The organism is Gordonia sp. DT30, from assembly GCF_049844915.1.
In the GTDB taxonomy this organism is placed as follows: Bacteria; Actinomycetota; Actinomycetes; order Mycobacteriales; family Mycobacteriaceae; genus Gordonia.
This window is the reverse complement of the sequence record NZ_JBNCLY010000006.1, coordinates 171,435-185,206: the sequence shown is the minus strand read 5'-3', so window position 1 is coordinate 185,206 and position 13,772 is coordinate 171,435. Positions and strand designations below refer to the sequence as shown.

Sequence of the window (13,772 nt, the reverse complement as noted above, 5' to 3'; positions counted from 1 at the left end):
CCGTCCCCGAGCCACTTTCGTGACGGGAACGGCCGGTTCGCTCAGGCGGCATTCTTGCGCGGACGGCCACGCGGCCGCTTGCGTGCCACCACGGCACCGCGCTCGAAGATCTCGCCGCCCCATACGCCCCACGGCTCACCGCGTTCGATCGCCGCCCTCAGGCAGGCCTGCCGCAACGGGCAGTCGGCGCACATCACCTTGGCGCGCTCGAGGTCACGGGGATCCTCGGCGAACCACAGATCGGCGTCGGCGAGCTGGCAGGGCAATTCGGCCTGCCCCGCGGCCGGGACGGGCGCAACGCCGACCGCGTCGATGCGATCGGCGGACATACAGGATTCGAGAACGCACTCGGTCGTCATTGTTGTCTCCACCTCTACTCGGATTTCGGATGTTCTCGACCCGAGCCCCCGGTGGATCCCTGTCCCGCGTCGATGCGACGGGTGGGTGGTCAACCAGAAAAGGCCACGGGTTCGCTTGCGCGATTCGCCCGTGGCCGTCGTTCCGACGCGGTCAGCGTCTGAATCGGTGGTGATGCACGGGGAACCGCTTGTCGGCTCGTGCTGCGGCTACTGCCGTCAGTGCCCGAGCCGGTCGGCCGGCGGGCTGCGCCGGCGCGGCGGCGTGATGAGCGGCGGCATGGGCGCTCGCGTCCGGCCAGAAGCGGTCACGACGGGCGACGGGCTGCGAGCACATGGTCATGCCGCTGCCGATCACTGCTGCCGACTTGTCGGCGCCGAGAATGATTCCGTTCACTGATCCGCTCCTTTCTGGTCTCACGTGCTTACGGTCGACAGCCGTTGCCGTGGCGGCACTCGACCGTCCCATGCAGATGCTATCCCCGTGCTGATGCGTATAACAGCCTAAATGCGGCCGCCGGAATCGCACAACCTATTTTTGACCTGCGTTTTTGACGAGCTCGATGACGTCGGCGCCGTACTCGTCGAGTTTGGCGGCCCCGATCCCCGAGATCGACACCAAACCGGCCGGATCGGTGGGGCGCTGCTCGGCGATGGCCAGCAGCGTCTTGTCGGAGAACACGACGAACGCAGGCACCTTCTTGGTGTCGGCGCGTTCGCGTCGCCACTCCTTCAACGCGACCAGCAGATCTTCGTCGAGATCGGACGGGCAGGTGGCGCATCGGCCGAGCAGTGTCGCGGTCGAGTCGATGAGCCGCGACCCGCAGACCCGGCAGGTCGGGCCGCGTCGCGGGGTGCGCTGGGGGGCCACGCGTGCGGCCGGTGAATCGTCCGGGATGAGTCCCGACAGGAAGCGCGACCGCCGACGGGATCGGCCACCCTCGTTGCGTGCCGCGGCCCAGGATATCTGCAGATGTTCGCGGGCCCTGGTGATGCCGACGTAGAACAGACGCCGCTCCTCTTCGATCGCTTCGGGCGATCCCTTGATGGCCTGGCTGATCGGCAACGATCCGTCGGTGAGTCCGACCAGGAAGACCGCGTCCCATTCGAGGCCCTTGGCCGCGTGCAGCGACGACAGGGTCACCCCCTGCACCGTCGGTGGGTGCCGGGACTGCGACCGGGTGCGCAACTCGCCGACCAACTGCGTCAGCGTCAGATCCGGGGTCTCGGTGACCATGTCGTGCGCCAGATCGACCAGGGCACGCAACGATTGCCACCGCGCCTTGGCCTGCGCACCCGACGGCTCCTCGTCGTCGAGACCGAGTTCACGCAGCACCGCGGTGACCGCGGTCGGAACGTCGACGTCCTCGCGCAGCCCGCGCTCGGCCACCGCCTCGAGCCGGCGCATGGCCTGTCGTACCTCGGTGCGTGTGAAGAATGCCTCACCGCCGCGTACCTGATAGGCGATGCCCTCCTCGGTGAGCGCCTGCTCGTGGTTCTCCGACTGCGCGTTCACGCGATAGAGGATCGCGATCTCCGACGGCGCCACGCCATCGTTGATCAGCCGCTTGATCCGCTTGGCGACGGCGGCCGCCTCGGCCGGCTCGTCGGGGTAGTCGACGAAGCGGGGTTGTGGGCCCGCCGGCCGCTGGCCGACGAGTTCGAGTCTCGTGCCTGCGATGCGTCCGTGCGCGGCCCCGATGACCCGGTTGGCCAGGCCGACCACCTGCGGGGTCGACCGGTAGTCGCGGACCAGCCGCACCAGGGTGGCCTCGGGGAAGCGCCGCGGAAAGTCGAGCAGATGGTCGGCCTTGGCGCCGGTGAAGGTGTAGATCGTCTGGTTGGCGTCGCCGACGACGGTCAGATCGTCGCGCTCACCGAGCCACGCGTCGAGCAGGCCCTGCTGGACCGGCGTGACATCCTGGTACTCGTCGACGACGAAACAGCGGTACCGGGACCGGAACTCTTCGGCCACAGCGGGTTCGACGCGAATCATCTCCGTCATGTAGATGAGCAGGTCGTCGAAGTCGAGGAGCCGGTCGCCTTCTGGGGACACCTTCGAGTCCTCGTAGGCCGCATACACCTCCGCGACCTTTTCCGGCGCCGTCGGCGTCTCGCGCATCAGCTGCTCTGCCGCCTGCACATAACCTTCGGCGCCGATGAGCGAGGCCTTGGCCCATTCGATCTCCGAGAGCAGGTCGCGCACGGTGTCGGTGGACGTACTCAGCCCGGATCGGCGGGCGGCGCGGGCCATCAGCGGGAACTTGTTGTCCAGCAGTTCCCAGGACGCGTTGCCGAACACCCGCGGCCAGAAGAACCGCAACTGCCGCAGTGACGCGGCGTGGAAGGTCTGCGCCGATACCGACGGCCCGGACACGCCGATTCCCAACGACCGCAAGCGGGTACGCATCTCCCCCGCCGCCCGGGCGGTGAAGGTGACCGCCAGCACCTGCGACGGATTGACCTGCCCGGTATCGATGAGGTGCGCGATCCGGCGGGTGATGGTGCGGGTTTTACCGGTGCCGGCGCCGGCGAGCACGCACACCGGGCCGCGTGGCGCGAGCACCGCCTCACGCTGCTCGGGATCGAGGCCGTCGAGGACGCCGCCACGGTGGTGCGGCGGGGCGTCCGACACCTCGAGAGCGGATCGGGCAGAACGTTGCGGCACGCGTTCCACTATGTCAGCCGCCTATGACATCGGCGTCGCCGCGCTCCACAGTGCGGCGCGGTCCGCGGCTGCGCGGCCGACGTCAGACGCCGAGCTTCGACCGGACGTCGGCGATGCTCGGATTGGTGGCGGTGGTGCCGTCGGCATAGCGCACGGTGGGAACCACGTGGTTGCCGCCGTTGACGCTGCCGACGAACTCTGCGGCCTCTGGATTCGTCTCGATGTCGATCTCGTCCCACCCGATTCCAGCGCTGCGCAGACCGGTCTTCAGTCGTGCGCAGAAGCCGCACCAACTCGTCGTGTACATGGTCAGCTGGTCGGCTGGGTTCGTCTCGTTCGCGGATGCGTCACTCATGGGTGGGGTAACAGCATCGACCGGTGCGGTGTTCCATGACGGGGTGTTCCATCGGGCCTACGCGGGGGCGTGCGCCCAGCCGGTGATCAGGGCGTGTGCGATCGAGATGGTTCCCGGCAGCAGCAGACGCGGCCCGGGCGCACGCGGATCGGGGTCGTGCGGATCGGGGTCGCCTCGTTGCCATTCGTCGCCGCTCGCGAGCGCCTCGAGTATCTCGTCGCGGTGGAACCATTGCGCGTCACCGATCTCGCCGTCGAGGAACCGCAGCGGTTCGTCCGGGTCGCCGAGCGCGGTGAAGCCGAGCATCAACGACCGCGGGAACGGCCATGGCTGGCTGCCCAGGTATTGCGGCCCGGTCACGGTGATGCCGACTTCTTCGTGCACCTCGCGGATCACGCACTGCTCCAACGATTCCCCGGGTTCGACGAAGCCGGCGAGCGTGGAGTACCAGCGTTGCGGCCACACCGCCTGGCGTCCGAGCAGGATCCGGTCGGCACCGTCATGCACGACGGTGATGATGGCCGGATCGGTACGCGGGAACTCGTCGGCACCAGAGTCGACGTGGCGCCGCACCCACCCGCCGCGCGCCGGTCGCATCGGCCGACCGTCCACCGGCGAGAAGCGCGCCCGCTCATGCCAATTCAGCACTCCGAGTGCGGTGGCGAGCAGCCCGGCCTCATCGGCGGAGAGCCGGGCCGCGCCGCGGCGCGCATCGGCGGTGCGGCCGTCGAGCGCGTCGACGCGCAACGCCCAGAGATCGGTGTCGATGTGGGCGAGGAAGACCGCGTCCTCCGGCGGCTCGTCGGCGATCTCGGTCGCGGGCCGCCACGCGAGGCCATGCTCCCCGGTCACCGGGTATCGTCCGGCCGGATCTATCTGCAGGACCTTCGCGCTGGGCCAGCCCGAACGCATGCGATCGGGATCGTCGCGAACCTCGTCGGCGCGGTCGAAGGTGCCCTGGGTCAGCAGCGGCGGTTGGTCGAAGACGAAGGCACCCATATCAGTCGGACGGTCCCTTGCGGACGTACAGCAGCCGGTCGCCGGCCTCGATCTGTTCGACGACGCTGTCGTCGACCCGGTGCAGCACTCCGTTGCGCACGACCCCGAGCACGATGTCGCGGGTGTGTGACGGGGAGCCGCCGGTCTCGGTCGGGTCCACCTCACGTTCGGCGATCGCATATCCGGCGTCGGGGGTGAGCAGATCCTCGATCACCTCCACCACCGACGGCGTCATCGTCGCGATACCCAGTAGTCGTCCGGCCGTCTCCGAGGAGACGACCACGGAGTTGGCACCGGACTGGCGCATCAGATGGGTGTTCTCCGATTCCCGGATCGAGGCGACGATCTTTGCGCGCGGATTGAGTTCGCGCGCGGTGAGTGTCGCGAGCACCGCGGTGTCGTCGCGGTTGGTGGCGACCACGATGCTCGCCGCGTGTGCCACCCCGGCCAGCCTTAGCACGTCGGATTTGGTGGCGTCGCCACGCACCGTGACCAGCCCGTCGGATTCGGCGGCCTCGAGCACTGTCGGATCGGCATCGACGATGACGATGTCGGCGGGTTTGATGCCGTCACCGATCATCGCGTCGACCGCGGTGCGGCCCTTGGTGCCGTAGCCGATGACCACAGAGTGATTGCGCAAGCTGTTCCTCCAACGCTGGATCTTGAGTGCCTGACGCGACCGTTCGGTGAGCACCTCGAGGGTCGTTCCGATCAACACGATCAGAAACAGCACACGCAACGGGGTCACGAGGAGCAGATTGAGCAGTCGCGCCGACGGCGACAGCGGCGTGATGTCGCCGTAGCCGGTCGTCGACAGCGTCACCGCCGAATAGTAGAGGGCATCGAGGAACGACAGGGCGTTGTCCTGTACGTCGCGATAGCCGCTGCGGTCGAGATAGACCAGCACCGCGGTGAAGAACAGCGCGAAGATGGCGAAGACCACCCGCTTTCCGATGGCGCGCGCCGGGCTCTGTTGCAACTCCGGGATACGAACGACACCGACCAACGCATAGTCGGGCCCCTCGGAGAGGTCCTCTCCGCGAAATCGGCGGCGGAATCCGCGCGTCCTCATCGCTCGCCTCCGCGCGTGGACCGGGCCCCTGATGTCACAGTGTGGAATCTAGCTCATCTGGCCAGCAGAGCCGCGAGTGCCGCGGCATCCGGGAGCTCGGCCGGCGCCAATGTGCGCCCGGTCCGGACGTAGTGGAATGCGGCCGACACCCGCTCCAACTCGACGCCGGCGAGCTGCGCCCACGCGATCCGGTAGGCCGCGAGCTGGATGAACACCGACGAACTGTCGGCGGCCGGCTCGGCGCCGGTCTTCCAGTCCACCACCACCCACGACCCGTCGGGTTGGGCGAACACCGCGTCGATCCGCCCGCGGATGACCGTCTCACCGATGACGGTCTCGAAGGGCACCTCGACCTCGCTGGGGCTGCGCGCGGCCCACGGCGATGCCAGAAATGCCTCGCGCAGCGCGTCGAGATCGGCGTCCGACGGCGCGCTCTCGTCGGCGGCGCCGGGCAGCTCGTCGATGTCGAGCAGGCGGGTGGCCCCGAACCACCGCTCCACCCACGCGTGAAATGCGGTGCCGCGCCGGGCGATCGGATTGGGCCGGTAGGGCGTCGGGCGGCGCAGCCGGCGCGCGAACTCCCGCTCGTCGGTGTCGAGGTCGACGAGCTGGCTGACCGACAGATGTGCGGGTAACTCGACGTCGACCTCCGCCTGGTTGCCGCGCCCGTGTTCGGCGAGCAGCACCGCCACCTCGGCGCGCCACGCCGCGATCTCGTCGGCGGGGTCGGCGTCATCGTCATGGGCGTGACCGGCGTGCTCGGTGGCCGCGGCCGGGTCGGCGAACAGCACCGGCGCCCCTCGGTGCCGCAGTTCGTCGAGCACCAGGTCCGCGGCGGCCTGCACCGCGTCGCGTCGCGCACCGAGCCGATCGCCCGGCCACTCGCGCACGGCAGCGACCTCGGCCAGCGGGTTCGATGCGCCGTCGGGCGGATCGGCGGTGCGCACGTCAACCGCCAAACCCGCTGACTGCGTGGCAGTTCCGTTCTCGAGGGTGTCGGTGACGATGGCGAGCAGTTCGTCGAAGAACGGCGACCCGCCACGGGGCTTGTCACCGGTCTCCGACCAGTGATGCGCCGACACCAGCAGATCGTGGCGGGCACGGGTGATCGCGACGTACAGCAACCGGCGGTCCTCTTCGAGCCGGCGTTGCCCGATCGCCTCCTTGTGCTCGGTCAGGGCGTCCTCGAGTTCCTTGCGGTCACCGACCCGGCTCAGGTCGAGCACCGGGAAGCCGTCGCCGGCACCGGCGGGCCGGGCGGCCGCGAGCTTCGCGGCCTGTGGGCCGCGCGGTTCGGGGTCGGCGAGGTCGCCGCGCAACGGCCCGGGCAGTTCACGGGCGCTGCGCATCCACGTCGTCTCCCCCTTGGCCGACGGGAAGATGCCCTGACACAGGTGCGGAATGGCCACCACATCCCACTCGAGTCCCTTCGCGGCGTGCACGGTGAGGATCTGTACCCGCGCCTCGGCGACCTCTACCCGGCCGGGTTCGAGTCCCTTCTCGATGGTCTCGGCCGTGTCGAGGAATGCCAGCAGGCCGGGCAGATTCGCCCCGGGGCGGTCGGCGTAGCGCGTGACGTAGTCGGCGAAGGCGTCGAGGTGCTCGCGACCGGTGATCGCCCCGCGCATCCGGCGGGCCCGGATCTGCGCCTCGATCGCCACCCCGATGGTGTTCTCCACGTCGGCGACGAGCTCGGGCAGCGGCTGACCCATCCGGCGGCGCAACGACTCCAGTTGCGCCCCGAAGGCACGGATGCGGGCGTATCCCTCGGGGCTGTAGGCCGCCGGATCGCCGGGATCGACCACGGCGTCGGCGATCCCGGCGCGATCGACCACCTCGGTGGGCAGCACCGCGTCGAGGGCGTCGTCGAGCTCGGCGCGCGACGTCACCACCCCGCCGGCGGCGATCTGACCGGCCGCGAGGTCGGTGGCACGGCGCCACAGCGCCGCGAGGTCGCGCGCGCCGAGCTGCCAGCGCGCGCCGGTCAGCAGCCGCATCGCCGCGGTGCCTGCCATCGGATCGGCCATCAACCTCAGCGTGGCGACGACGTCGATGATCTCCGGTACGTGCAGCAGTCCGCCGATGCCGACCACCTCCGTGGGGATTCCGCGGCTCTCGAGTTCGGCGGCGATCGGTGCCGAATCCTCGTTGCGCCGCACCAGGACCGCGACGGTCGGCGGCCCCGCCCCGTCGACATCGTGATAGCGCGCGGCGATCTGGTCGGCGAGCCAGGCCCGCTCGTCGAGGACGGTCTCGGTCAGCGCGACCGTCACGCTGCCGGTATCGGCGTCGGGTCGTGGGCGCAGCACACTGACCGGAACCCCACGGCGGCGCAGTTCCTCGGACGCCTCGTTCGCCAGGCGCAGGGTCTGTACCGGATTGCGCCAGCTCGTCAGCAGCTCACGCCGGTGGGCGGGTGACCCGTCGGCGCGCGGGAAGTCGGTGGCGAACCGCGGCAGATTGGCCGCCGAGGCTCCGCGCCAGCCGTAGATCGACTGGATCGGGTCGCCGACCGCGGTGACCGCGACCGGATTCGCCGCAGGACCGGGGCGACCACCGAACAACGCCGAGAGCAGGACCCGCTGCGAATGCCCGGTGTCCTGGTATTCGTCGAGCAACACCGCACGAAACGATTGACGTTGGGCGGCAACCACTTCCGGGTTGGCGGCCACGAGACGTGCGGCAAGTGACATCTGGCTGCCGAAGTCGAGGACCGCCTGCTCGGCCATGGTGCGCATCAGGGCCGCCACCAACGGCAGGAGTTCGCGGCGTTCGTCGATCACCTCCTGGACGGTGCGCAACGCGGCATTGGGTCCACCCCGCTGCCGCGGGGCCTTGGGAAGGTCGTCGACCATGCGGTACAGCTCATCCCCCCACGTGGTGAGGGCGTCGAGGTCGACCAGATGCTCCGACATCTCACCGAACAACCGCAGCACCGCCTCGGTGACGCTCGCGGGCACCTTGGCGGTCGTCAGCGGCCCCGTCCAGGACGAGACGACGCCGAAGGCCATCTGCCACAGTTCTGTCTCCGACATCAGCGTCGCGTGCGGTTCCACGGGCAGCAGCAGCCCGTAGTCGGCGATGAGCCGTCCGGCATAGGCGTGATAGGTGCTCACCTCGGGATCGCCCGCACCCAGACGCGCCGCGAGCGAACCATCGGGATCCCAGTTGACCAGGGCCGGCGACCCGGCCAGCATCGACAGCCGCCGCCGGATGCGGGCGCCGAGCTCGCTGGCGGCCTTGCGGGTGAAGGTCAGCCCCAGGATCTCATCGGGCCCGATGATGCCGTTGGCCACCAGCCACACCACGCGCGAGGCCATCGTCTCGGTCTTGCCCGCTCCCGCGCCCGCCACCACCAGCAGCGGTTCGGTGGGCGCCTCGATGACCTCTACCTGCTCGGGAGTCGGCGGGGGCAATCCCAGCGCCGCGGCCAGGGAGGCCGCCGAAACCCTTGGGCGCGCGGCGGTGGGCGAGTCGACGCGGGTGCCCTCAGTCATCGGTGACCGCCTTTCCGCGCAGCTGCGCCGGACAACTGGTCGCCAGTGCGCAGTGCGCACAGCCCGGATTGATGGTCGCCTCGAAGACCGGCCCGATACCCGATCGTGCGGCCCGACGAACCAGCTCGCGCCACTCGTCGAGCAACTCTGGTGTCAGCGGCGGTTGTTCGCGTTCGGTGGCCCCGGTCGAGCGGTGCGCCGCCGACACGTACACCAGCCGGCCGCCACCGGGTTGTACCTCGGGACCGGGGAATTCGCGCGCCCCGCCGTGCGCGATGGCGACCTGATACGCGGCGAGTTGCGCGTGGTCGGCGGCGTCGGCCTTGGTGATCGCGGATTTGGCCGTCTTGACGTCGACGACCACCGGCCGTCCCGCAGCATCGCGTTCGAGCCGGTCCACCCGGCCGCGTAGTCGCACCGGCAGATCTGAGCCGTCCGCGGCCGGCGCGCCGGTCGCCGGTTCGTCGGACTCGACTGCGGGGGGGATGGTCGCGTCGATGACGGACTCGACACCCACCGAGGTGAGATCGTCGCGCGAGATCTTCAGCCAGTCACGGAAATTGGTGAGCATCGCCTCGGCCCGTTCGAGTTCGCGCGCCGAATACCAGGCGGCGCCGGTGTCCACCCGGTCCCAGATCTCGCGGAGCGCGGCGGTCACCTCGGCGGACTCGATCTCGCCGGCGACGGCCTGGACGAGGGTGTGTACGAGCGTTCCGGTCAGGGCCGGGGTGCCGTCACCGTCGCGGCCACCGGCGCGTTCGAGCATCCACCGCAGCGAGCACCGCGACAGCTGATCGACATTGGACGGTGAGAGCACCACCGGTCCGGCGTCCCGCGTCCACAGCGGCTCGTCGGTGCTCGGCTGCGCCAGCCCGAACCACTCCCGCGGATGCGCACCCGGAATATCCGAATCGGCCAGTTGCGCAAGCAGTTCGGCAGCCGCGCGGGTGCGCTCGTCCGGCTGGTCCGCGCCGGCGACGACGGCCGCACGCAGGGTCGCCACCAGCGACGGCAGCGACAGCACCCGCTCGACGCCGGGATCGATGGGCAGATCGGTGTCGGGCTCGGTGTCGAGTGTCTCCGGGTCGCGGGTGTCCGGGCCGCGGGTGTCCGGGTCGGGTCGCTGCTGGGCCCGCCGCGCGTCGATTCGCAGTGCGTCGGAGATCTCGGCGACAAAGCGTGACGGCGACGACTCGCCCCCGCCGTCCTCGACGGCGGTCACCAGCAACCGCCGGCGCGCGCGGGTGCATGCGACCAGCAGCAGCCGGCGTTCGTCGGCGAGCGCGCCGGCGCCCCGGGACACCTTGTCTATCGCCGCCGGATCCATTCCATCCAGCAGGTCCACCAATTGTGCTGTGCCGAGCACACTTCCGCGGCTGCGCAGCGACGGCCACAGACCGTCGAGCACACCGGCGACCGCGACGACCTCCCACTCGCGACCGGCCGCCGCGTGCGCGGAGAGCACCGACACCGAGTCGGCCACCGCAGCCGGCGTCCGGCTGTCACGAGGGATCTGCAACTGCGACAGGTAGTGCACGAATCCGCCCGGGCCGCCGGACGGCAAGGTGTCGGAGAAGTTCGCCGCCGACTCGAACATCGCCATCATGGCATCGAGGTCGCGATCGGCCTGTTCACCGGCCGGCCCACCGCGGATCGCCGAACCCGCCCAGCGCCGTTCCAGTCCGGTCGCCTGCCATGCGGCCCAGAGGATCTCCTCGACGCTGCGCCCGGCGCGATGTGCCGCCGCGCCGGCGCCGATGACGTCGAGCACGCGGGCCAAGGGCGCGGCCTCGTGTTCGGTCAGCGCCCGCAGATACTCCGCGCCGAGGCCCGGATCGCACAGGGCCAGCCGCAGGGAGGTGAGCGAGTCGCGCCCGGCCCGCTCGGCACCGGCCTTCTCATCACAGCGCCGGATTCCGCGCCGCAGGCGGCGCATCGAACCGGGATCGGCCATTCCGACCGGTCCGGTGAGGACGGCCAGCGTGTCCTCGGCGGAGAAGTCATCAGGCGAGAGGTCATCGGGGCCGGGATCGGCCCCCGCACGTGCGGCCCCCTCGCGTGCGGCCCACTCGCGTGCGGCCACCGCACGCAGCACCACCATCAGTGCGGCGACCGAGCGTTGCCGGTGCAACGGCAGATCGGTGGTCGGGGTGGTCAGCGGCACCCCGGCCGACCGGAACGCGCGGCGCAGCGCGGGCAGTGCGAGGTGCGCCGACCGCACGATGACCGCCATCTGCGACCACGGCACCCCCTCGAAGAGATGTGCCCGGCGCAGCAGATCGGCCACCGCCGTCGCCTCTTTCGCCGCGGAGCTGTACACGCGTACCGATGCGCCGCCGGGCGGAGTGGGGTCGTCGTCGGGCACCACCGGGAATCGGTGCGGCCGTGCGCCGGGCAGCCGGGCAGCCAGCGCCCGGCCGAGGACCGCGATCTGCCGGTGATGACGAAAGTCGGTGCGCAGCACAATGTCTCGCTCCCCACCCGACGGCGCCAGCGAATCGGCGAAACGTGGACTGGCGCCACGGAATCCGTAGATCGACTGGTCGGTGTCGGCGGCGATGATCGTCGAGTCGGTCCCGGTGCCCACCAGCCGCACCAACTGCGCGGCCTGCGGATCGAGGTGCTGGGCGTCGTCGACGATCAGGTGGCGGATGCGGCGCCGCTGGCCGGCGAGGAGGTCGGGATCGGTGGCAAACGCCGACAATGCCGATCCGACGAGTTCGGCGGCGTCGACGGCCGGTGCCGAGGCACCCGGCGTCTGCGAACCGACCGCTCCACGCAGCAGGACGTTCTGTTCGTACTGGGCGAAGGCGTGCGCGGCGGCGACCCATTCGGGACGTCGATGGCGTTTGCCCAGCGCGGCCAGTTCTTCCGGGCCGACGCCGCGTTCGGCTGCGCGCATCATCAGGTCCCGCAGTGCCTGCGCGAATCCGTCGGTACCCAACGCCGGCCGCAGGTGCGCCGGCCAGTAGTGCGCACCGTCCTCGAGATCACCGGCGAGCAACTCGCGCAGCACCACATCCTGCTCGGAGCCGGTGATCAGCCGCGGCGGCAGATTGCCGTGCGCCTGCGCCTGCAGACGCAGGATCGCGAACGCGTACGAATGCACCGTCCGCACCAGCGGTTCACGCAATGCCCCGCCCAGGACCGGGCCGTCGGACGCACCGGCCAGCACGCGACGGGTGATCTCCTCGCGCAGCGCCACCGCGGCACGCCGATCGGCGGCGAGGACGAGGACCGATTCCGGATCGGTTCCCGGCCGCGTGAGCCGCGCGACGGCCGCGTCGACGACGACAGCGGTCTTGCCCGACCCGGGACCACCGTGCACGCGAAAGGGCCGCCACGGTTGCGCCGACGCGTCCTCGGCAGGGCCGTGGGCGTCGATGACACGCTGCACGGCTACCGGCCACTCACGCGGGTGGAGCGCGCCGCCGCCGGCACCCACCAGATGTGCGCGCAGCGCGGTCCCCGAACGCTTCGGCGGGTGGTCGGGCCCCGAACGTGCCCGCGCCGACGACGCCGCGCCCCGCTTCGGGGACGCCGGCGCCGCCGGGGTCGAGAGACGCTCGCGAGCCATGGGTCCATGCAAGCACGCGACACCGACAGTCGTGGCGACCCACCCGGCCCGCCGCACGACCACAGCCGCACGACCACAGCCGGGCCGACGCCGTGCACCCGGCCCGGACGCGGCATCATTGTCCGGGTGACAGAACTTCATCACGTCGAGTTCGGCGACCACCGCGCACCGACGGTGCTGGCTTTGCACGGCCTGACCGGGCACGGGATGCGCTGGGCCCCACTGGCCACCGAGCAACTGCCCGATCTGCACGTCGTCGCACCCGACCTGATCGGACACGGCCGCTCGCCGTGGCGTGGCCCCTGGGCGATCGAGAACCATGTGCGCGCGTTGTCCGAATTCATCGACACGGTGATCGATCCGTCGGCGCTCCCGCTGGTGGTGATCGGCCATTCGTTCGGCGGCGCCCTGGCCATCCACCTCGCCAACCAACGCCCCGACGCCGTGCGCGGACTCGTACTGCTCGACCCGGCGCAAGGACTCGACCCGGAGTTCGCGCTGTCAGTGGCCACCGACAGCCTCGATCACTGGGACTACCCCGATGCCGACGCCGCGCGGACCGCCAAACGCGCGGAGGGCTGGGCGGCGGTGCCCGATGCCATCCTCGAGGCGGAGATCACCGAGCATCTCGTCGCCCGCCCGCACGGCCGGGTGGGCTGGCGGGTCAGTGCGCCGGTGGCCGCGGCGGCGTGGGGCGAGATGAGCCGGCCGCCCGCACTTCCACCCCGCGGCGTCCCGACGCACGTCGTCGTCGCCGACCGCGTCGACCCGCCCTTCGTGCGTCCGGCATTCCTCGCGGCGTGCGCGAGTGAACGCGCCGACGAGGTGCACGTCGTCCACGCCGACTGCGAACACATGGTGCCGTTCCTCGAGCCGGAACTGTGCGCGCGCTCGGTGCGCGCACTGCTGTGAGTGCGCTGCGGTGAGTGCGATCTCCGAGGAGGACGTCGAACGGGTGCGTGCACTCGTGGCGGCCATCCCCTGCGGGCAGGTGAGCACCTACGGAGACCTCGCCGCAGCGGCCGGCCTCTCGTCGCCGCGCATCGTCGGTTGGATCATGCGCACCGATGCCGCCGATCTGCCGTGGCATCGCGTCATCTCGGCGAGTGGTACGCCCGCACCACATCTGGCCGCGCGTCAGCTCGCGCGGCTACAGGAGGAAGGGGTACCGGTCCGCGACGGCCGGGTCGCCCTGCGCGAATGCCGCTGGGAGATCGACCCGGACGGCTGAACACCCGTCGGGCGCAC

General features: G+C 70.6%; 10 protein-coding genes. 2 read left to right on the top strand and 8 right to left on the bottom strand.

From position 1 onward, the window contains the following. Positions 1-41: 41 nt before the first annotated feature. From ACLQ3C_RS08560 to ACLQ3C_RS08525, 8 genes are all read right to left on the bottom strand, one after another. The gene (locus tag ACLQ3C_RS08560) at positions 42-359 is read right to left on the bottom strand and encodes a WhiB family transcriptional regulator (RefSeq protein ID WP_425704617.1); all 318 of its coding nucleotides are present in this window, start codon (positions 357-359) and stop codon (positions 42-44) included. Positions 360-510: 151 nt separating this feature from the next. Then, the gene (locus ACLQ3C_RS08555; RefSeq protein WP_425704616.1) at positions 511-753 is read right to left on the bottom strand and encodes a hypothetical protein; all 243 of its coding nucleotides are present in this window, start codon (positions 751-753) and stop codon (positions 511-513) included. Between the two features lie 135 nt (positions 754-888). Further along, positions 889-2,991: an ATP-dependent DNA helicase UvrD2 gene (locus ACLQ3C_RS08550; RefSeq protein WP_425704662.1), complete on the bottom strand. Its 2,103-nt coding sequence runs from the start codon at positions 2,989-2,991 to the stop codon at positions 889-891. Between the two features lie 115 nt (positions 2,992-3,106). Continuing rightward, positions 3,107-3,379, bottom strand: coding sequence for a mycoredoxin (locus ACLQ3C_RS08545; RefSeq protein WP_425704615.1), 273 nt, complete (start codon positions 3,377-3,379; stop codon positions 3,107-3,109). Positions 3,380-3,436: 57 nt separating this feature from the next. Beyond that, a complete protein-coding gene (gene nudC / locus ACLQ3C_RS08540; RefSeq protein ID WP_425704614.1) occupies positions 3,437-4,378 on the bottom strand; it encodes an NAD(+) diphosphatase in 942 nt (313 codons plus the stop codon). Between the two features lies 1 nt (position 4,379). After that, complete coding sequence (locus ACLQ3C_RS08535; RefSeq protein ID WP_425704613.1) at positions 4,380-5,450, bottom strand: potassium channel family protein; 1,071 nt, start codon at positions 5,448-5,450, stop codon at positions 4,380-4,382. Between the two features lie 53 nt (positions 5,451-5,503). Further along, the gene (locus ACLQ3C_RS08530) at positions 5,504-8,947 is read right to left on the bottom strand and encodes an ATP-dependent helicase (protein ID WP_425704612.1); all 3,444 of its coding nucleotides are present in this window, start codon (positions 8,945-8,947) and stop codon (positions 5,504-5,506) included. Beyond that, on the bottom strand, positions 8,940-12,524 hold the full coding sequence (locus ACLQ3C_RS08525) for an ATP-dependent helicase (protein WP_425704611.1): 3,585 nt from the start codon (positions 12,522-12,524) through the stop codon (positions 8,940-8,942). The genes ACLQ3C_RS08530 and ACLQ3C_RS08525 overlap by 8 nt, the downstream gene beginning before the upstream one ends. Positions 12,525-12,650: 126 nt before the next feature. On the opposite strand from ACLQ3C_RS08525, the gene ACLQ3C_RS08520 reads away from it, so the two are divergent. Both ACLQ3C_RS08520 and ACLQ3C_RS08515 read left to right on the top strand, forming a co-directional pair. Beyond that, positions 12,651-13,436, top strand: a complete 786-nt coding sequence (locus tag ACLQ3C_RS08520) for an alpha/beta hydrolase (protein ID WP_425704610.1) — start codon at positions 12,651-12,653, stop codon at positions 13,434-13,436. 10 nt (positions 13,437-13,446) lie between these two features. Beyond that, a complete protein-coding gene (locus ACLQ3C_RS08515; RefSeq protein WP_425704609.1) occupies positions 13,447-13,755 on the top strand; it encodes an MGMT family protein in 309 nt (102 codons plus the stop codon). Positions 13,756-13,772: the final 17 nt, after the last annotated feature.

Bases quoted from the DNA above. Each gene is read 5' to 3' on its own strand.
- ACLQ3C_RS08525 (WP_425704611.1), bottom strand. From the start codon at position 12,524: ATGGCTCGCGAGCGTCTCTCGACCCCGGCGGCGCCGGCGTCCCCGAAG.
- nudC (WP_425704614.1), bottom strand. From the start codon at position 4,378: ATGGGTGCCTTCGTCTTCGACCAACCGCCGCTGCTGACCCAGGGCACC.
- ACLQ3C_RS08535 (WP_425704613.1), bottom strand. From the start codon at position 5,450: ATGAGGACGCGCGGATTCCGCCGCCGATTTCGCGGAGAGGACCTCTCC.
- ACLQ3C_RS08530 (WP_425704612.1), bottom strand. From the start codon at position 8,947: ATGACTGAGGGCACCCGCGTCGACTCGCCCACCGCCGCGCGCCCAAGG.
- ACLQ3C_RS08560 (WP_425704617.1), bottom strand. From the start codon at position 359: ATGACGACCGAGTGCGTTCTCGAATCCTGTATGTCCGCCGATCGCATC.
- ACLQ3C_RS08545 (WP_425704615.1), bottom strand. From the start codon at position 3,379: ATGAGTGACGCATCCGCGAACGAGACGAACCCAGCCGACCAGCTGACC.